This is a genomic window from Paraburkholderia sp. J63, from assembly GCF_905220245.1.
Classification (GTDB): domain Bacteria; phylum Pseudomonadota; class Gammaproteobacteria; order Burkholderiales; family Burkholderiaceae; genus Paraburkholderia.
In genome coordinates, this window is record NZ_CAJMZF010000050.1 from 38337 (window position 1) to 57138 (window position 18802).

Below are 18802 nucleotides of genomic sequence, written 5' to 3' on the forward strand. Positions count from 1 at the left end.
GACATTGCGGGGCAGGGTTCATGATGAATCGGGGAGGGGCGGGAGCGGCGCGTGGCGCCGCTCCCGTAAATCAGACGCGCGGCGTGTCTTAGAGCCCGCGCTGGCCCGCACTGAGAATCAGCCGCAAGCCGAGCGCGGCGATCGCTCCGGCGGCAATGCGGTCGATCCAGTGTTTCGCGCGCAGATAGAGATCGCGCGGACGCTGGCTCGAAAAGCAGAGCGCAACCACGGTGTACCAGCCGGTTTCAATCGCGAACACAAGCGGCGGCAGCGCGAAATAGCACCAGAGCGGCGGATGCTGAGGAAGGAGCGCCACGAAGATGCTGCCGTAAGCCACGGCCGTCTTCGGATTGCTCAACTGGGTCGTCAGGCCCGTCCAGAAGGATCTGGCCGGCCGCGCGCCCAGCATCTCGCTCTTGTTCATCGTCACGGGCTGGCCCGCGCCGCGCCAGATGCGCGAAGCAATATAGAGCAGATAGAGGCCGCCTGCGATCTTGAGGCCGGCATAGAGCCATGCGACCGTGGAAAGGAGCGTATAGAGTCCTGCGAGCGCAATGCCCGCAAAGCAGATCGCGCCGATGCCCATGCCGAAAGCGGTGGCGACACCGTGGCGACGCGACAGGCCGATCGCGTTGCGCGCGACCATTACGAAGCTGGGGCCGGGGCTCATGGCGCCCAGCAGCACGGCGGCGAGAATGCTGAGAACGGCGGTGGTAGGGGACATGGCGGAACCGGTTGCGCGTGGAATGAATTTTTAACACTAGCACGCGCACGGGCAGACCGCACGGATCAGTTGGAGGCGCCGGAGCGCCAAAGCGTGCAATGCGGTGCAAGGCGGCCCGGAGTTTCCGAAGCACGTCGAAACGACGATGCGGTTCAGGATCGGAAACTCGCGCTGCCGGTCAGGCTTTATGCGAGGAGCCACGCGGGGTGCCGCCGGAGGCGCCATGCGCCTTGCGATCCCGCTTCGCGTCGCGTTCCCGGCTCCAGTGTTCGAGCAGCACGCGCGTTTGTTCGCCAATGTTGGCCTTGAGGAATTCGGCCTTTTCCGCGTCGATGTCCTTCCATTCGAGCATCGTGAGCGTCGAGCGGCGCGCGATATAGAAGAGCAGGAACTGCCCGTAGAGGCTGAACATGCGCACGATGGTGAGCGGATCGTCGGCGCTCACGCCGGTGATGCGGGAGAGCAGCGCCGAGTTCACTTCGTTGAGCGGCATGCGCACGCGTTCGAGCAGCACTGCGGAGCCGATTTCGGGTTCGCCGCCGCCTTGCTCGCGCGCGAAAAAGAGGCGCTGGTCCGGCTCGCAGTGCTTCACGAACGTGCGGTCGGCCACCGTGCGCTGGATGTCGATGAACGCGTCGATGAGCGCGGCCGTGTCGGCGTCGCGTTCGAGCGCTGCGCGCGCGCGCAGCACGGCGGGCTCGAAGGCTTGCCACGATTCGTCGGCGAGCGACTCGGCGCACGCGCGGTAGAGCCCTTCCTTGTTCTCGAAGTAGTACTGCAGCGCGGGCGCGTTGACGCCGGCTCGCGCCGCGATGTCCCGCGTCGAGGCACCTTCGAAGCCGTGCTGCCCGAACAGGCTGATGGCGGCTTCGATGATCTTGCGGCGCGTTTCGTCGCCGCGCGCATAGCCGCCCGCCGAAGGGCGGCGCAATCGTTTCGGTTCGTTCATAAGCATTCGGTTTGCGCCCTGGCAGCAAGAAATATATCACTTGACACAATTTTTCCGAATGGAATAATTTTGCCAATCGGAATAATTTGGGGTTTGGGCAAACATGTCTACAACTGCGGGCGCACCTGGGCGCGAGGCGCCGGGCGACGCCGTTTCTTCGGAGAAACGTGGCACGAAGCGCATCGTGCTGGCGGGTCTCGGACTCGTGGCGCTCGTCGCCGCGGGGGTTTGGGGCGGGCATTGGTGGCTGGTCGGGCGCTTCATCGAAAGCACCGACGACGCTTATTTGCAGGCGGACAGCGTGACGATCGCGCCGAAGGTGAGCGGCTATATCACCGATGTCTTCGTGGCCGACAACCAGGCGGTCAACGTCGGCACGCCGCTCGTGAAGCTCGACGCACGCCAGTACCAGGTCGCGCTCGATCAGTCGAACGCCACCGTCGATGCGCGCGACGCGGACATCCAGCATGCCGAGGCGCAGATCGCGCAGCAGCATGCCAACATCGCCCAGGCGCAGGCCCAGCAGGAAGTGGCGCGCGTGAGCCTGCGCCACGCGCAGGACGAGGTTGCGCGCTATGCGCCGCTCGCGGCGACGGGCGCGGAAACGACCGAGCGGCTCGCGGAACTCAAGAGCACGCGCGATCAGGCCCAGGCGACGCTGGCCGCCGATACGGCCGCCGTGGAAGCGGCGCGTTCGCAGATTGCCGCGCTCACCGCGCAGCTCGCGCAGGCCCGTGCGCAACTCGAGGCGGCGCGCGCCAACGCCGCGCAGTCGCAACTCGATCTGGACAACACGGTGGTGAGGAGCGCGCTGGCGGGCCGCGTAGGCGACCGCACGGTCCGCGTGGGCCAGTACGTGCAGCCCGGTACGCGCATGCTCACCGTGGTGCCGGTGCAGAAGACCTACCTCACCGCGAACTTCAAGGAAACGCAGATCGGCCGCATGCGCGTGGGCCAGCCCGTCGAGATGCATGTCGACGCGCTGCCGGGTCATACGCTGCACGGCGTGGTGGACAGTTTCTCGCCGGGCACGGGCGCGCAATTCGCGCTGCTGCCGCCCGAGAACGCCACCGGCAACTTCACGAAGATCGTGCAGCGCGTGCCGGTGCGCATCCGCCTCGACACCGGTCCCGAAACGCGCAGCGTGCTGTTGCCGGGCATGTCGGTGACCGTCGACGTCGATACGCGCTCCGCGCGCGACGACGATCGCCGTATCGACACAGAGAACCATCGTGGCTGAAGACGCCGTCGCACAAGCGGGCGCAGCGCATCCGCACGGCGAGCGCGCGAGCGCCGCCGACTGGGTTGCAGTGGCGGCGGGCGCGCTGGGCGCGCTGATGGCGACGCTCGACATCTCCATCACGAACTCGGCGCTGCCGCAGATTCAAGGCGAGATCGGCGCGACGGGCACCGAGGGCACGTGGATTTCCACGGGCTATCTGATGTCCGAGATCGTGATGATTCCGCTTGCGGCATGGCTCACGCGTGTCTTCGGACTGCGAAATTTTCTGCTCGCCAACGCCGTCCTGTTCATCGGCTTTTCGATGATGTGCGGCTGGTCGAATTCGCTCGGCCTGATGATCGCGGGGCGCATCGGCCAGGGTTTCACGGGCGGCGCGATGATCCCCACGGGCCAGACTATCATCCGCACGCGCCTGCCGCTTTCGCAATTGCCGATCGGCATGACGGTGTTCGGTCTAATCGTGCTGCTCGGTCCGCTGCTGGGTCCGGTCGTGGGCGGCTGGCTCGCGGAAAACATCAGCTGGAGCTGGTGCTTTTTCATCAACCTGCCGGTGTGTCTTGCGCTCATCACGCTGCTGATCGTCGGCCTCAAGCCTGATCGTCCGCATTGGGATGCTTTTTTCAAGGCCGACTGGCTCGGGATCGTGGGGCTAGCCGTCGGCCTGAGTTCGCTCACCGTCGTGCTCGAAGAGGGGCAGCGCGAGCGCTGGTTCGAGTCGGACATGATCGTCACGCTCACGTGGGTGTCGATCGCGGGCATGGCGCTCATCGCGCTCTCGCAGTTCACGGCGAAAAAGCCGATCCTGCGTCTTTCGCTCATGCGCAATCCGCGCTATGCAAGCGTGATCGTGATCGTGTTCGCGGTGGGGGCGGGGCTCTACGGCATTTCCTATTTGCTGCCGCAGTTCCTGAGCCTGGTCGCGGGCTATAACGCGGAGCAGTCGGGCGCGATCATGCTGCTTTCAGGCTTGCCCGCATTCCTCATGATGCCGGTGCTGCCTCGCCTGCTAGGAAAGGTCGATTTTCGCGTGCTGGTGGTGAGCGGGCTGCTGCTTTTCACGCTCAGTTGCATGCTCGACATTTCGCTCACGGCACAGAGCGTGGGCCACGATTTCATGTGGTCGCAGCTCGTGCGCGGCACGGCACAAATGCTCGCGATGATGCCGCTCAATCAGGCCTCGATGGCGGCGGTCGCACGCGAAGATTCGGGCGACGCGGCAGGGCTCTACAACATGGCGCGCAATCTGGGCGGGTCGGTGGGGCTTGCGATCATCGGCACGCTTATCGATCGCCGCGAGACCTTTCACACGGCGGTGCTGCGCGAGTCGCTCAGCGCCAACTCGCTGATCGGGCAGGAGCGCGTGGCGGCGGGCGCGGCGAACTGGTTCGCGCAAACGGGTGACATGGCCTATTCGCAGATGCGCTCGCTGGGCCAGATCGCCGCGCAGATCCAGCAGCAAGCGTTGGTTATCACGTTCTCCGAAACATTCTGGGTGCTCGGCATTGCGCTGGCCGCCTGCGTGCCGCTTGCCCTCCTGCTCAAGAAACCGCAGCCCGGCGTGAAGACGCCGTCCGCCGGCCACTGACGCCCCGACTTCTGACTCATGATGGCCATTCGCTCTTTCCGTCCTTTCCGTTCTTTCCGGTCCGCAGGCGTGCCGCTCACGGTGCTCGCCGCCGCCTGTGCGCTCGCGGCCTGCACCGTGGGCCCCGACTATCGCGGCGCTCCGGCGGTCGCGCCGGAGGCGGCGAGCGCCGCCACCTTCGCTCGCACGCCGGCGCAGGGCGTGACGCCCGCGCGCGCGCCCAGCGAATGGTGGCTCGCATTCGACGACCCGCAACTCAATGCGCTGGTCGCCGCTGCTTTTGCGCACAACCCCGATCTGCGAGCGGCGCAGGCGCGGCTGCGCGAATCGCGCGCGCAATTGCAGCAGCAACAGGCGGCCGAGATGCCCAAGGTCTCGGCCAGCGCCGCTGCGCCGCGCATGCGCGAGCCCGATCTCGGCGCGTTTTCGCAGCAGCCGGCTAGCTCCGGGTCGGGGCGCGGGCCGCTGCAGTTCTATACCGCGGGCTTCGACGCATCGTGGGAGATCGACCTGTTCGGCGGCACGCGCCGCGCGGTGGAGGCGGCGAGCGACGAAGCCGACGCCGTTCAGGCCGATCTGGCCGATGCGCAAGTCTCGCTCGCGGCCGAAGTGGCCCAGGCCTATATCGATCTGCGCGACGAACAGCAGCGCCTCGCGATTGCGCAACGCACGGCCGAATTGCAGCAGCAGATGCTGACGCTGACCGAGCAGCGGCGTGCCGGCGGAACGGCGGCGGAAGTGGACGTCGAGCGGTTGACGACGCAAGTCGAGACCACGCGCTCGACGCTCGCGCCGCTCGCGGCGCAGGTGGAAATGTCGCTCGACCAGTTGGCAGTCCTGACCGGCAAGGCGCCCGGCGCGCTCGATGCGGAACTGGCTGCGCCGCGCGCGCTGCCGACGCTGCCCGCATCGGTGCCGGTGAGCGACCCCGCGACGATGCTCGCGCAGCGGCCCGATATCCGCGCGGCCGAGCGTCGCTTCGCGTCGAGCAATGCACAGATCGGCGAGCACGTGGCCGACTTTTTGCCCAAGCTCACGCTGTTCGGCGATCTGGGCTTTACGGCGGCGGACCCCGGCCATCTGATGCGCAAGAGCAATTTCAGCTGGGTCGGGGTGCCGTATCTGCAGTGGAACGTGTTCGACTTCGGCCGCACGCTCGGCGCCGTGCATGGCGCCGAGGCCGCGCGCGACGAAGCGCAAGCGCGCTACGAAAAAGCCGTGCTCGCGGCGCTCCAGGACGCGAACGGCGCGCTCTCGCGCTATGGCTACCAGCGCGAGCACCTGGTGACGCTGCAAAAGGTGCAGGATTCGGCTCAGCGCTCGGCGACGCTGATGCGCCAGCGCTATCGCGCCGGCGCATCGAGCCTCGTCGATCTGCTCGACACGCAGCGCGCCGAATTCCTTGCGCAGCAAGACGTGGTTTCCGGGCAGGCGCAACTGCTCAAGGACTTTGTTTCGCTTCAGAAAAGCCTGGGGCTCGGCTGGCGCAGCACCGCAAGCTGAGCGACGCGCAAGTCCAGAGGGACGCCATGCGTGCCGCAGGCATGGCGTGACGAGCCCGCGCGCTATCCGCGCGCCATGCTCGCGAACACACCGTCGCGGCGAATGAGCGCGTGAAAGAGCGCCGCTGCGATGTGCAGCAGGACCGTGGCGAACAGCACCATCGCGAGCCACGTGTGCGCCGCGCGCAGCCATGCGTAGAGCGCGACGTTGTGCGGCGCGATGGGCGGCAGGTGCACGCCGCCGCCGAGCACGATGGGATACCCCGCCGCCGAGAGCATCGACCAGCCGATCAACGGCATGGCGATCATGAGCAGATAGAGCGCGAGATGCGAGCCGTGCGCGGCCAGGCGCTGCCAGGCCGGCATGTCGGCAGGCAAGGCCGGCGCGCCGCACGTGAGACGCACAACGACGCGCACGATCACGAGCACCAGTAACGCAATGCCTAATGGGCGATGCAGCGCGAGCAAGGTATTGTGGAGCCGCGAAACGGTCGAGACCATGCCCACGCCGACAAACAGCATGGTAATGATCAGGACTGCCATGGACCAGTGTATGAGCCGGGCAATGACGCTGAAGTGGGAGCGGGTGGATGTCATGGTTGCGCGCTTTCCTGTGAACGCGCGGCTTCTTCGCGCGTGCGTCGGTTGAACGAGACCGAATAGGCGGCCGAGCGGGCGGCGAGCAGCGGGTCGTCGGAGGGCTTCAGGCCATCGGGCAGGATGGTCGGATCGTAATTGACGTCGCGGCATGCGCCTTCGCGTTGCGGCGTCGCCTGCCGGAGCACGAGCGTGCCCGCGTCGATCTGCTCGCGTCCGGCCGGCCATTGCAGCGTGGCATCGTTCGTCGGATCGCCGGGCGCGGCCACGGTCAGCACGAGGTGCCAGCGCAGCGGACCTTGCACGAGCCGCGCGTCGAGATCGTCGGCGAGGAAATTCGGGTCGGCCTTCTGGGCAGATGTTTGGGGCTCGAACGGCGTTTGCGGCACCATCTGCCAGCGTATGGCATGCGTGTTGCCGTTGGCATCGGTGGCAATGAACGCATTGATGCCGTAAAACGCCGTGTTCGCGAAGCTGGACGCAGGCGGATGCGCCTTGACCCATTGACGGAACGGCAGCGTTTCGGGGTTGGCGCCGAAGAAGGCGTCGAGCTTTGCGGGGTCCGGCTTGCCGGTCGCGGGATCGGGTTTCGATGCAACGAGCTGCCGGTAGAATTGTTTTGGGGTGCGAACCACAAATACGGGCGTGGAATTCATGCCGGTGCGCCACTGCTCCCCGTCTTTCAACTGAAACAATAGCGCCATGCTGCGCACCGGTGTGCTGGCGTCGGGCGCGGACGGGTTGCTGCCGGGAATCGCGAAGCGCCCGATAACAGGCGTGTCACCGGGCGCGAACACGGCGGCACGCGAGACGCGCGCGCCATTGCCGTTGCTCTCGAACTCGCCTTCCACGCAAAGCCCTTTGGCGTGATTGCGTCGGTAGCCGGCGTGCACGCCGTAATTCGCTTCGAAGGTGTTCACGATATGCGGCGCGCTCAAGCGCCTGGGCGTGAGCCAGCCGGCGGTCCACGCGAAGGCGGCGCCGGCGCAGCCGATCACCGCCGCGATGGCCGCGAGCCGGCACGGAACGCAGATGGCGGCGCGGGTCATTGCTCGCCTCCAAATGGCGTTCGGTCGTGCGGATCTGGAAAAGCAATCGTAATCGCCGGACGTTCAGGCGAACGCAATGGGCATATCGGTGTGTGTTGAGGCATGATCGGTCCTGTATCAGGCCGTGGGGGCCGTTACCGATGTCAACAGCACGAGCACGCGATCTATTCCATGCGTAGATGCAGATGGGCGATAGTGCGGGTGTAAGGCGGTCGAAAGCCGCCGAAAACGGAACGTGGAGGGAGCGATGCTGACTGGCGGCTGCTCATGCGGGAAGATCCGCTACGAAATTTCCGGCGAAGCGATCGGCAACACGGTGTGCCATTGCGTGGACTGCCGCCGCGCTTCCGGGGCGCCGTTCATCGGCTGGATGAGTGTTGCGCGTGCGGCGTTCAAGTTTGTTGCGGGCGCACCGAAGTCGTATGCTTCGAGCGCTCAGGTGGAGCGCAGTTTTTGTCCTGATTGCGGTACGCCGCTCACTTACCGTCACGCGGCGTTCGCGGATGAAGTCGATGTGGCGACAGGCACACTCGATGATCCCGGTGCGGCGCCGCCCGAGCATCACACCTGGACTTCGCAGCGGCTTGCGTGGATTCGGCTGGACGATGGCTTGCCGCGATATCCGCGCAGCTATCCGGAGGTTTAAGGCGGACAACCGTACAACAATCGCGCCGCGCGCGGCAAAGCCCACGCGCGGCGCGTCCGCAGATCAACGATGCTCGGTGACGAACTTCGTCACGAGATACGCTTCCATCGCTTCGGTGCCGCCTTCGGAGCCGTAGCCCGAGTCCTTCACGCCGCCGAACGGCACTTCGGGCAGCGCGAGGCCGTGGTGGTTGATCGACAGCATGCCCGTCTCGATGTCTTCCGAGAGCGCCGCCGAGGTCGCGCTCGAGCGCGTATAGGCATAGGCGGCGAGGCCCCAGGGCAGGCGGTTCGCTTCGGCCACCACGTCTTCGTAGCGCGAGAAGCGCGCAACGGGCGCCAGCGGGCCAAACGGCTCTTCGTTCATGATGCGCGCGCTGAGCGGCACGTCGGTCAGCACGGTGGGGGCGAAGAAGTAGCCTTCGCGGCCCATGCGCTCGCCGCCGGTCAGGATTTTTGCGCCGTGCTCGCGCGCGTCGGCCACGAGGCGCTCCATCGCGGCGAGGCGGCGGTCGTTCGCGAGCGGTCCCATCTGCACGCCTTCGGTCAGGCCGTTGCCCACCTTGACCGCCTGCGCGGCCGCCACGAAGTGTTCGAGGAATTCGTCGTAGGCGGCGTCTTCGACCAGGAAGCGCGTGGGCGAAATGCACACCTGGCCTGCGTTGCGGAACTTCGCGCCCGCGAGCAGCTTCGCGGCGCGCGGGATATCGGCGTCGGCGAACACGATAGCGGGCGCATGGCCGCCGAGCTCCATCGTCGCGCGCTTCATGTGCTCGCCGGCCTTCGACGCGAGCAGCTTGCCCACCGGCGTCGAGCCCGTGAACGAGATCTTGCGGATGGCCGGATGCGCGATCAGATACGACGACACTTCCGAAGGCACGCCGAACACGAGGTTGAGCGCGCCCTGGGGCAGCCCCGCATCGATGAACACCTGCACCAGCGCCGCGCAGCTCGCGGGCGTTTCCTCCGGTCCCTTGAGCACGACGGTGCAGCCCGACGCAAGCGCGGCGGAGACCTTGCGCACGGCCTGGTTGAGCGGGAAGTTCCAGGGCGTGAAGCAGGCGACCGGACCCACGGGCTCGCGCGTGACGATCTGGCGGACCGCGTCCGTGCGCGAGGGCACCACACGACCGTAGGTGCGGCGGCCTTCTTCGGCGAACCAGTCGATGACGTCGGCGCCCGCGAGCGTTTCGGCCTTCGCTTCGCCGAGCGGCTTGCCCTGTTCGCGCGTCATGATCGCGGCGATCTCGCCGGCGCGCTCGCGCAGCAGGTCGGCGGCGCGGCGCATCAGCTTGCTGCGTTCGAGCGGCGAGACTTTGCGCCATGCGCCGAACGCGCGCGCGGCGGCCTCGGCCGCGTCCGAGAGGTCCTGCTCGCTCGCGAGGCTCAGGCGTCCGATCTCTGCCTCGGTGGCGGGGTCGATCACGGCAATCGTCTTCGCGCCGGCGCGCCAGGCGCCATCGACGTAAATCTGGGTATCCGGATAGGGCTTCACGCTGGAACTCATGATGGGACGATCCTTTTCAACGGTGCAACGGGGGGAAGCGGGCGCCGCGCCCGGTAACGCGAGGGGCGCCGTGGCCGGGAAATGCCTGAAAGCCGACTATTCTGCCACCGCTTCGCGCGTTCTGCAGGCGGGCCAAAAGAGCAAGGCCTTCGAGTGGATCGAGGGCCCTCGCGCTCAGGTGCTGTCTCGGGTCCTGTGCCTGGACCCCTATTTTCAGGAGAGATTCCGCCACCGCCCCGTGCGTCAGCTCAGTTGCGTGACGGGCACGATAGCCGCCGGATCGCTGATGCTCGGCTCGCCGTTCTCGATGTGGCCGGCGTAGCGGCGCGCGAAGGTCGTGTCGTCGCGGCTCGTGACCGTGAGGTCGTACCAATGGCGGCTCGCGGCCAGCACCCAGGGCTCGTCGATGCGCGCGCCGGCCGGCACCACGAGCAGGCGCTCGCGCGCGCCATAGGCGTTGTCGGTCACCGTGAGGCGGGCGATCCTGCCGCCCGTATTCGTGAACGTCAGGAACAGGGAGCGCGGGCAACAATACCGCGCGCTTCGGGCACGATCCCGCGAGCGGCGTTGTGGACGGCCTGCTCATGGAGTCGCAGCGGTCGAACCTCCTGACGAACTCCGACGAGCCGGAAACATGGTCGCCGTACGGAATCCAGGTCAGCACCGATACGACGCTCGCGCCCGACGGAATGCCGGATCACCGGGCTGGTGTCGAGCGCGACGACGATCCGCGCGAACCTCTATCTCATGCAGGCCGACCAGCCCGGCCACAGCTACGCGGGCGACGGCGTCTCGGGGCAGTACCTGGGCGGCGCGCAGATGGAAGCGGGCACGAGCACCACCTACATCCCGACCGGCGCAGCATCCGCTGACTTTCTGACGACGACCGGGCTCGTATGGCTGGACCCCGACAAGGGGACGATCCTTTTTGATGGTGCGTTCAATGGCGTTGCCGGCGACGGCATGTTCGCGTTCTCGCTCGATGACGGCACGGACAACGGCATCGGCATCTACAAGCAGAACGGCGCTGGCGGTCTCAACGGCTATTCGGGCGGCACGACCGGCACGCCGCTGGACCTTACCGTCGCGGACGGGCAGCGCTTTCGTGGCGCGATGGCTTGGAGCCGCGCCGGTGCCTCGGCGAGTGCCTCGGTGAACGGCGGCGCGGCCATCGCGATTGCCAGCGCGAATCCGGTGACGCCTGTCGAGTTCTGCATTGGCTCGGCGCGCAGCCGCCAGTTCAGCGCGAATCTCTGGGCCCGCTCGGTGACGTACTGGCCGATGCGGTTTTCCGATACGAACCTCGCGGCGCTGACCGCGATTTCCCCGGCGCAGGGTGGTGGTTCCTGATCCATCGGGCCGGAAAAACCGCAACACATAGCTCGCGTTGCAATTGATCCTGCGCAAGCGGTGCCTGCTGTCTCCCCGCAGGCGCTGGTACATAATCGAAAACGTCACCGAAACGGCGGTGCCCCGGGCCTGGCGGGTTCGACTGTCGAGTGCGCACGCCTGCCCGTGCAGGCCGTGCGTCGCTGCTGCCCGCCCATCTTCCTGTGAGCGGGCCGTAGTGGGGAGGCCCTCGGGCTTGCCGGTTGCACTCAACGCCGGTCCGCCAACCCTGTTACCGTGCCCGCTCACCCGGCTCGTTGCGTCGTGCGCAGGCCTGTTTCCGGATCCGCTTGCCATGACTGACGACGATGTCACCGTGCCCGTTTCGGGCACCACCCTGCATCACCTCCTGCGCGATTACGACCGGCTGCAGAGCCTCGTCATGCTGGCGGTCAGCCATGCCGATGCGCGCCTGCAGGACATCCAGCGGTTGCGCTGTCTGATGCGCCTCGCAGCACGGCCTGACTCGCGCGAAAAGCAGGAGGAAGTGCTGCCCCTGCTTGAGCAGATCGCGGAACGCCTCGAGGCGCATGCCCGCGACGCCGCCGCGCTGCTTGCCAATGCGCTGGGCCATCACGGACAGCAGGGCGGCCCGTTGCCTGCGCGCGATCTGCTCACGCCGCCCGTGCGCCATTAGGAAACACGTCCGTCTATCATGCAAACGCATCTCAAAAAACATAAGGACTCCGATTTGTCTGTGTTTGCCAAAAGTGTTGAGGATTTTAGACATCGGCGGATCTGTCTGATTGACGGGATGCGGGGTGCGGTCCTAGATTCGACTGCTAAAGGTTGCCAGCGCAACCAATATGCCTTGTTCTTTTCAACCAGAGAAGGAACGCGCGTAAATGAATGCGGTATCCAGGGAATTCAGGGAGACGCTGGACCGGCCGGGTTCGCGGCTGACCCAACAGCTCAGGCTGTGGGTCGGCAGGAAGCAGCACGATCTCGACGTGCTCAGCTTCAAGGCGAAAGGCGGGCTCTGCAAGGACTACCAGGTCGACGTCGTGGTGACGTCTCCGCAGCTCGACCTCGATGGCAAGGAGTACGTGGGGCAGCGGGCGGGCCTGCAGATCGACGAGCGGGTCTCGATCCCCTCGGCGAGCTGGAGCGAACCCGTCACCCATGCGGCGGCGACCTTCAACGGGGTGATGACGTGCTGGAAGCGCATCCGCACGAGCCGCGATGAAGCTGCCTACAAGGCGCGCATCGAGCCGCGCTTTGTCGCGTACTGCAAGCGCATCATCAAGAGCGACGTCTTTAAAGACGTGACCCTCCAGGAGCTGCTGACCCAGGCGCTGGTCGACCGGAAGAATTTGCAGCCCTTCGATGTCGAATTCCAGATTGAGGGATTAACGGAGAAAATGGAACAGGTGGTGATGCATGAAGAATCCTTGTGGAACTTCATAGTTCGTCACTGCCGTCGCCTCGGTGTCTTCTGGTTTTATAAACAGGGCCGCGGGGAGGAGGGCAAGCTCGACACCATTGTTTTTGCGAACAATCCGCGTGCCTATCTCCGCTCGATCAATATCCCCCTGCTGGGCGCCTCGGGGCTGAACAGCAACTGGCAGGAGGCGGCGCAGGCGGTCCATGCGCGGCGCACGCTGGTGCCGGCGACGATCGAACTGTGGGAGCGCAACTACCGTACGCCGGACGATCCGCTGCGGGCCACGGCGAGTGTCTCTGCCGGGGCGGACGACCGTTCGGTGTTCGGGCAGATCAGCCGCAGCGCGGAAGGCCATCTGACGCCGGCGCAGGGCACGGCCTTCGCGCAGACGCGGCGCGATGAGCAGATTGCCCGTCAGGTCACGCTTGCCGGCGAGAGCGATGCGAAGGGCATCGCGGCAGGCGTGGTCATCAAGCTCACCAACACGAAGCTCGCGAGCGCCGAATACGGCGTCGTGGTCACGTCGTTCACGATGAAGGGCAGCCGTACGAAGCCGGCCTACACGCGCTTCAAGGGCATGCCCGCGCACCTGGCCTACCGGCCACGGTTCAACTATCGGCGGGACTGGAAATTTTTGAGTGGCCCCATCGTCGCCATCGTCGGAACCCTGGACTCGACGCCGTATGCGTACATGGACGAATTTGGCCGCTATCCGGTCCTGCCGAAGTTCCTTCAGGGCTCGGGCAACACCAACAACAAGCTGCTGAACCTGCGTCTGCTGCGCCCATCATCGTCCGATCGGGGCGGCTTCCACTCGCCCCATCTGCCGGGCACCGAGGTGCTGCTCGATGGGGAAAATCATGATGTGGACAAGATGCACATCGTCGGTGCCCTGCACGATTTTGGACACCAGGATCCGGTGCGCGGCAACGATGCGTTGTTTTCCTACGCAATATGGCGCTCGCCCCTGCTCGGCGCGGAAATTGTCTTTAACGATCTGCAGCAAAAGGAAAGTGCGCGCATCGCGACGGTGTACAGCCAGACGGCTTTCAATCAGGGCTATCTGCTCACCAGCAAAAAGCTCCCGCGCGGAGAGGGCTTCGAGGCCACCACGAAATCATGGGGGACGATGCGCGCGGCAAAGGGACTGTTCTTCTCGGCGGACCCTTATTCGAATCCCGACGCGCCTCATCTGGAAATGCTGGCGGCGGTCCAGCAGCTTGAGGCATCGCAGTCCGAAGTGGCCTCACTGCGTCAGCAGGCCCAGCACGCCACGGCGGAGTTGTCGCAACTCAAGGCGCAGCAACAGCAGCTCGAAAGTGCGTTCCGGGACCTGCAGAAGGCCGTTATCCTGATGTCCGCACCTGAAGGCATCGGCATGGTCACGCCGAAGACCATCCAGCTTGCGGGGGGTGACCATGTTGCACTGACGGCAGGCAGTAATGCCGACGTGAACGCGGGCGATAACGTCACCATGGCCGCTGGTGAGGCCGTGTCGCTTTTTGCGGTGAACAAGGGCATCAAGGCGCTGGCCGCAAACGGCACCGTCGATATCCAGGCGCAGGCAGGCCAGTTGCAGCTGTTCTCCGAGCAGAACATGAAGATCACCAGCGCGGACGGCAGCCTCAACGTGTGCGGGGCGAAGTCGGTCACGATCTCCGAGGGCGCAGGCGCGTACATCAAGCTGCAGGGCGGCAACATCGAAATCGGCTGTCCGGGCAAGGTGCTCGTGCGCGCGGCGGGCATGCCCCGCGAAGCCCCTGCCAGCCTGCAGGAGCAGTTCCAGTCGGGCAGGCAGTCTGGTGACCTGCACGTCGGCTATACGGATGCCGATGGCCAGCCGATCCAGGCAGAGCTTCTGAGCATGTTGAAAGGGGATGGCAGCGTCCAGAAATTGACCACGAGCGCCGATGGTCGCGCCTCACTGGTCCAGACCGTATTCGATCATTTCAGGGCGCAGATGCCGCAACGACTGGAGGGCAGCAGTGAGTGACGTCAACAGCGAGTATGAACCGAGCGATTACCGCACGCTCATCAAGGTCAAGCACTACATCGACCTGCCAGGCGAATCCCCGAAGTCCAAGCTGTGGTGCGGGGTGAACAACCTCATCATCCTGCGCAAGCAGCGCGATGTGGTGTTCGACATCAAGCTCGGCAACGGGGCGACCTATACCGTGACGACGGACAAGCCCAAAAATGAATACAGCCGCTTCTATGACCCGAAGCGCAAGCTGAACACAACGAAGGTGACGTTCCAGGACGGCGAGCTGTGTCATATCTGGCTCGGCAGAACCTTCCAGGGGAGCCTGATTCTCAAGCAGGGCGACAAGGTGCTCGGACGTTACCCGATTCGCAAGATGGACTGCACGCAGGGTTGCACGGAGGATCCGAAGGACAAACCTGCGCCGATCATCATCTCCGTGGGTCTCGGGCAGAAAGCGGGGCCAGTCACCGCAACTGCTTCAAGCCAACCGCTGCCAAGTCCGGAAAAGATGCTGTTCCCGCTATCGACAAACGCAGGCGGGGCAGCCGATTCTCTGATTCTAAATCAGTCACTGCTGGCGTCTCAGCTACCCATCAAACTTGCGCCGGATTTGACCGTGGCACCGCAACAGGAAGCGCACATCGTTGAGGTTGATTCGCGTTCGATTCCGGAGGAACTGGTGGACGCGGTGGCGGCGGGTGGTGGGGACGAGACGGCAATTGATACCAACAAGATTGCGACACGCAATTGGATGTTCGGTCAGCTCGGTGGGGCGTTGGGCTTTTTCAGCGACAACAAGGAGTGGATCCGCGAGATTTGGTCCGAGAAGTTCAGGTTGATGAAGATTGTCCACAAGAATGTCGGCGAGCGATGGTATGTCGTTTTCACCGGCAATCCGAGGTTGCGCAAATTCTTGACTGCGGCGCGATATGGCGTAAAGAACGAGAAGGTTCTGACGATTGCCGGTGGTGCCGGGGCAGTGGAATCCCGGGCTGCTGCTGCATGGGAGGCGTCAAAAGGCGCCTTCAAGAAGGGCGGCCTGCTTGCGTTGATCTTTACTGTCACGCTTGATACGGCGGAGTGGTTGCACGATTACCAGCAGATTGGTCCGGACGGCAAGCCCAAGAAGGACTTCGCCGATTTGCTTGGCAAGATCGGTATGGATCTCGCCAAGGCGGGTTTGAGTGCGGCAATCGCTTCGGCGGTTATTGGCACGATCGCAACCGCTGCCGCTTCAATGATTGCGGTGCCGGTGATAGTTGTTATCGGTCTTACCGTAGTGGCTGCGATAGTTGTGGGCTACGGACTCGATTTGATCGACCAGAAAACCAATGCGACCGGACACTTGACCTCCGGGATACGTTCGCTGGGTAAATGGGTGGAAGAGGCCGCTGAATACCTCGAGAAGATCATGGCCAAAGACTATCAGGGCTATCCAGTGATGTTCATGCAGTAATGGAAATTTCAATTCGCCGCTGATTTTGAATTTGTAAGATGAAATCAATCGATAAATCTCGAACGGATCAGATTTTGTTTGTAACAAAACTGATTATTAAAGCGTGCCTGATGATCATGCTGCTAAGCATCTGGGTGTCGTATGCGGCATATGCCGATGATCTTGCCGTATCGGAGTGGCCCTGGAAAGTCAGTGCACTGCTGACCGTCGTGTGCAGCCTTGGGCCTCTTGCAATCTATTACGGATATCGTGGGACAAATGCGCTGTGGGCCTATGGGTTGGTATGGCTCATTGGTATGTTCTCCGGCTACTACTTTTCAGGAATTGTCGGCTATTTCTATTTTTTTATATTCGCGCCGATGACCGCCTATATGAAATGGCCGGGGCTCATTGGCGGAATTCTGTTGACCATTTACTGGGTGGTTATTACGTATCGGAATGCCACGAATGCCATTCGCACAACGTCATTCGTCGAGCATACATTCGACGAACGCGGTGATGAGATCAACTTCCAGATCCAGGAAGGTATGAGGGCATTTGAGCGCCGTTGCAAGGAGCTTAATCCGTTCCCAAAATTCTTCATGTACATCATTTACGGCGTTGCGCCTTTCTATCTAATACTGAACCGGATCTTGTCATCTAATTTTGGAACGAATGGCGTCCTGTTGTTTGTGGCCGCACTCTGTATGCCCATGTCTTTGTGGTTTGCCGGGGTGCTCGTGCGGGGCTATCTCGTGACTGTAGCCCTGCCGTTACGCATCGAGAGAGAGCGACATAAACGGGTCGTTGTGATTCGGTGACTGCATCAATCGATGCCGTCTGAGCAGTAGATGTACTTGAATGACATGCCGCGCAATGCCCATTGATTTTTTCGATCTGCCTCCCGAAGAGGCTAATGACGCCACTCCACCCAGCCCGATTGTCTGGGGACTGCTGCTCGTCATTGCCGTTGCCGCAGGCGTTGCCCTGACGTTCTATCTCTGGCCAAAGGGCCGACCCGCACAAGGCTGGAAGTTCTACGGCTGGTTTGCAGTGGCGCCGCTGGTCTGGGCTTTAGGCTTTGCCGCGCGTCTGCACAGCTACGAGATTCGCGCTTGGAGCGCGCAGAGCGACAACACTGAGCGCGACGCGACCATCCAGCACAACACCAGCTATGCGCGGCGACCGCTTGCACTGCTTGGCTACGCGTATGACACGGCAATGGGCCGCGACAAACTTGCGGAGCAGGTCATCGACGGCAAGACGGCACTCGTCCCGCGTGCCGTGCGCGAAACAAAGGAAGTCCGCGCCCACAGCGAACTGTCGCGCGACGACTTCCCGTCCACAGGTGATCTGCTCGACGACGTTGTTGATGGTCTGCTCGCAAAAATCACGCCGCTGTTCCATGGCATCCCGGTGGGCGCACCGGTCGAGGTGTGGTTCGATATCCACGACGAGGAGGCCGCGGCAGAGCGTGATGCCGTATGGGCGCGCATCAGTGATGCCCTCGGCACACGGGCAAAGACCCTGGTTGCGCTGGATGACGATGAACGCGTGATGGCGCTCGACAGGTGGCTCGACGACGATACGCCGGCGGCGGTGAAGTACGTGCTGGTCGTCGCCATTCAACTGCGTACCGAGGTGCCCGCGGAAACCGGCGAAGCGGGAGTGGCGCTGCTGCTGGGCTGGCCTGGCCGCGTTGCCATGGATCGCGGCCTGGCCATCGCAAACGTGCATCGGCCAACGATATCGCCATCCGATCACAATCGCACGGTGCTTGATACTGCGCTGGACTGGGGCGCAGCCGGGCCTGTCGCCATCGAACGTACCTGGATCAGTGGCATGACCGGACTGCGGCGAGACACTGACCTCGCGCTGGCACCGCAGGTGACGGCGGAAGAGGCGCCCGTCACCACGGATCTCGACGCCGCACTGGGTCATACGGGGGCGGCATGCGGCTGGCTGGCTATTGCGCTTGCTGCCGAACAGTGCCGTGCGAACGGCGCGATCCAGTTCATCTCGACCGAGGCGAGACAGCAGCCCTGCTGGCTCGTCGTGCGTCCTCTTTCCTCGATTTCTGAAACCTGATCATGAGCGACGTTAAACCTGTGCGCCGCCCCGTTGGTTACGTGCTTGGCGTAACCGTGCTCTGTCTCCTGCTGCTGCTCCTGGCACTCCTGATGGATGACGACTGGGGCCTGTCGCGTCACGGCTGGATGGGCTGGGTCGTCGCGGGCATCGCGCTGCTGGGCATGGTGCTGTACTTCCTGTACGGCGCGGTCTATGGCACCTGGACGTGGCTTGCCCGTCTGCGTTTCGGCCGGCATCGCCGCGGCACCGTCAACGTGGCGCCGTTGCCGAAGCGCGATGCACGGCTGCAGCGCGTGGCCGAGGAACTCCGTGTCGCGCACGGCTGGTTCTGGAGGCGCCGCCTGCGCTGGCTGCTGGTCAACGGGGAGGACCGGCGTATCGAGCTGATCGCGCCCGGCCTCAAGCAGGCTGGCGTGATGCATGTCGGCGAGACGATCCTTGTGCACGCATCGCCGGAAGATATCGATGTGGGGAGGTGGCTCGCACAGATCCGGAAACTGCGCGGTCGCTTCCCGGTCGATGGCGTGGTGCACGTCGCCCGTGCGGACGATCAGGATCCCGAACTGCCGCGCGGGCTCTCGGGCATTGCCTCGGCGCTGGGCTGGGCCGCGCCCGTGACGTTCTTGCATCCGGTCTCAGCACATGGCAAGCAGCCCGAACGGTTCGACGCCGTCGGCGCCTTCATGCCGAACGGGACGCGCAGGCAGGCGCAGACGGG

Annotated in this window: 15 protein-coding genes and 2 pseudogenes; 11 read left to right on the forward strand and 6 right to left on the reverse strand. The window is 64.3% G+C overall.

Annotated elements, in window-relative coordinates; genetic code table 11:
- Positions 1 to 88: 88 nt before the first annotated feature.
- Together U5775_RS33580 and U5775_RS33585 are read right to left on the reverse strand one after the other, a co-directional pair.
- Positions 89 to 724, reverse strand: coding sequence for a LysE family translocator (locus tag U5775_RS33580; protein ID WP_322062434.1), 636 nt, complete (start codon positions 722 to 724; stop codon positions 89 to 91).
- A gap of 178 nt (positions 725 to 902) precedes the next feature.
- Complete coding sequence (locus U5775_RS33585; protein ID WP_322062435.1) at positions 903 to 1673, reverse strand: CerR family C-terminal domain-containing protein; 771 nt, start codon at positions 1671 to 1673, stop codon at positions 903 to 905.
- Positions 1674 to 1776: 103 nt separating this feature from the next.
- Between U5775_RS33585 and U5775_RS33590 the strand changes: the two genes are divergently transcribed.
- The 3 genes from U5775_RS33590 to U5775_RS33600 are packed head-to-tail and all read left to right on the forward strand — an operon-like array spanning position 1777 to position 6004.
- Complete coding sequence (locus U5775_RS33590; protein ID WP_322062436.1) at positions 1777 to 2913, forward strand: HlyD family secretion protein; 1137 nt, start codon at positions 1777 to 1779, stop codon at positions 2911 to 2913.
- Positions 2906 to 4501 (forward strand): MDR family MFS transporter, encoded by a 1596-nt coding sequence (locus U5775_RS33595; RefSeq protein WP_415913715.1) that lies wholly within the window; start codon positions 2906 to 2908, stop codon positions 4499 to 4501. Before U5775_RS33590 ends, U5775_RS33595 begins: the two co-directional genes overlap by 8 nt.
- 18 nt (positions 4502 to 4519) lie before the next feature.
- Positions 4520 to 6004: an efflux transporter outer membrane subunit gene (locus U5775_RS33600; RefSeq protein ID WP_415913716.1), complete on the forward strand. Its 1485-nt coding sequence runs from the start codon at positions 4520 to 4522 to the stop codon at positions 6002 to 6004.
- A 62-nt stretch (positions 6005 to 6066) separates the two neighbouring features.
- Here the strand turns inward: U5775_RS33600 and U5775_RS33605 are convergent, their stop codons facing one another.
- Positions 6067 to 6600 (reverse strand): cytochrome b, encoded by a 534-nt coding sequence (locus U5775_RS33605; protein WP_322062437.1) that lies wholly within the window; start codon positions 6598 to 6600, stop codon positions 6067 to 6069.
- A complete protein-coding gene (locus tag U5775_RS33610; RefSeq protein WP_322062438.1) occupies positions 6597 to 7649 on the reverse strand; it encodes a catalase family peroxidase in 1053 nt (350 codons plus the stop codon). Before U5775_RS33610 ends, U5775_RS33605 begins: the two co-directional genes overlap by 4 nt.
- 247 nt (positions 7650 to 7896) lie before the next feature.
- Here U5775_RS33610 and U5775_RS33615 point away from each other — a divergent pair, with 247 nt between their 5' ends.
- On the forward strand, positions 7897 to 8295 hold the full coding sequence (locus tag U5775_RS33615; RefSeq protein ID WP_322062439.1) for a GFA family protein: 399 nt from the start codon (positions 7897 to 7899) through the stop codon (positions 8293 to 8295).
- A 63-nt stretch (positions 8296 to 8358) separates the two neighbouring features.
- On the opposite strand, the gene U5775_RS33620 is transcribed toward U5775_RS33615, so the two are convergent.
- Together U5775_RS33620 and U5775_RS33625 are read right to left on the reverse strand one after the other, a co-directional pair.
- On the reverse strand, positions 8359 to 9801 hold the full coding sequence (locus tag U5775_RS33620) for an NAD-dependent succinate-semialdehyde dehydrogenase (protein ID WP_322062440.1): 1443 nt from the start codon (positions 9799 to 9801) through the stop codon (positions 8359 to 8361).
- Between the two features lie 243 nt (positions 9802 to 10044).
- A pseudogene (locus tag U5775_RS33625) lies at positions 10045 to 10320 on the reverse strand (phospholipase domain-containing protein); the annotation flags it as partial.
- Positions 10321 to 10509: 189 nt separating this feature from the next.
- Here U5775_RS33625 and U5775_RS33630 point away from each other — a divergent pair.
- From U5775_RS33630 to U5775_RS33660, 7 genes and pseudogenes are all read left to right on the forward strand, one after another.
- Positions 10510 to 11151, forward strand: a complete 642-nt coding sequence (locus U5775_RS33630; RefSeq protein WP_322062441.1) for a hypothetical protein — start codon at positions 10510 to 10512, stop codon at positions 11149 to 11151.
- Between the two features lie 334 nt (positions 11152 to 11485).
- Entirely contained in the window at positions 11486 to 11827 is a 342-nt protein-coding gene (locus tag U5775_RS33635; RefSeq protein ID WP_322062442.1) for a hypothetical protein, read from the forward strand.
- A gap of 208 nt (positions 11828 to 12035) precedes the next feature.
- Positions 12036 to 14567 (forward strand): DUF2345 domain-containing protein, encoded by a 2532-nt coding sequence (locus tag U5775_RS33640; protein ID WP_322062443.1) that lies wholly within the window; start codon positions 12036 to 12038, stop codon positions 14565 to 14567.
- Positions 14560 to 16014, forward strand: a complete 1455-nt coding sequence (locus tag U5775_RS33645; RefSeq protein WP_322062444.1) for a hypothetical protein — start codon at positions 14560 to 14562, stop codon at positions 16012 to 16014. The genes U5775_RS33640 and U5775_RS33645 overlap by 8 nt, the downstream gene beginning before the upstream one ends.
- Before the next feature lie 38 nt (positions 16015 to 16052).
- On the forward strand, positions 16053 to 16814 hold the full coding sequence (locus U5775_RS33650; RefSeq protein WP_322062445.1) for a hypothetical protein: 762 nt from the start codon (positions 16053 to 16055) through the stop codon (positions 16812 to 16814).
- 55 nt (positions 16815 to 16869) lie between these two features.
- The gene (locus U5775_RS33655) at positions 16870 to 18081 is read left to right on the forward strand and encodes a hypothetical protein (protein ID WP_322062446.1); all 1212 of its coding nucleotides are present in this window, start codon (positions 16870 to 16872) and stop codon (positions 18079 to 18081) included.
- Between the two features lie 2 nt (positions 18082 to 18083).
- A pseudogene (locus tag U5775_RS33660) lies at positions 18084 to 18802 on the forward strand (type VI secretion protein VasK); the annotation flags it as partial.

Coding starts and splice junctions, on each gene's coding strand:
- U5775_RS33580 (WP_322062434.1), bottom strand. CDS start 724: ATGTCCCCTACCACCGCCGTTCTCAGCATTCTCGCCGCCGTGCTGCTG.
- U5775_RS33585 (WP_322062435.1), bottom strand. CDS start 1,673: ATGAACGAACCGAAACGATTGCGCCGCCCTTCGGCGGGCGGCTATGCG.
- U5775_RS33590 (WP_322062436.1), top strand. CDS start 1,777: ATGTCTACAACTGCGGGCGCACCTGGGCGCGAGGCGCCGGGCGACGCC.
- U5775_RS33600 (WP_415913716.1), top strand. CDS start 4,520: ATGATGGCCATTCGCTCTTTCCGTCCTTTCCGTTCTTTCCGGTCCGCA.
- U5775_RS33605 (WP_322062437.1), bottom strand. CDS start 6,600: ATGACATCCACCCGCTCCCACTTCAGCGTCATTGCCCGGCTCATACAC.
- U5775_RS33610 (WP_322062438.1), bottom strand. CDS start 7,649: ATGACCCGCGCCGCCATCTGCGTTCCGTGCCGGCTCGCGGCCATCGCG.
- U5775_RS33615 (WP_322062439.1), top strand. CDS start 7,897: ATGCTGACTGGCGGCTGCTCATGCGGGAAGATCCGCTACGAAATTTCC.
- U5775_RS33620 (WP_322062440.1), bottom strand. CDS start 9,801: ATGAGTTCCAGCGTGAAGCCCTATCCGGATACCCAGATTTACGTCGAT.
- U5775_RS33635 (WP_322062442.1), top strand. CDS start 11,486: ATGACTGACGACGATGTCACCGTGCCCGTTTCGGGCACCACCCTGCAT.
- U5775_RS33640 (WP_322062443.1), top strand. CDS start 12,036: ATGAATGCGGTATCCAGGGAATTCAGGGAGACGCTGGACCGGCCGGGT.
- U5775_RS33650 (WP_322062445.1), top strand. CDS start 16,053: ATGAAATCAATCGATAAATCTCGAACGGATCAGATTTTGTTTGTAACA.
- U5775_RS33655 (WP_322062446.1), top strand. CDS start 16,870: ATGCCCATTGATTTTTTCGATCTGCCTCCCGAAGAGGCTAATGACGCC.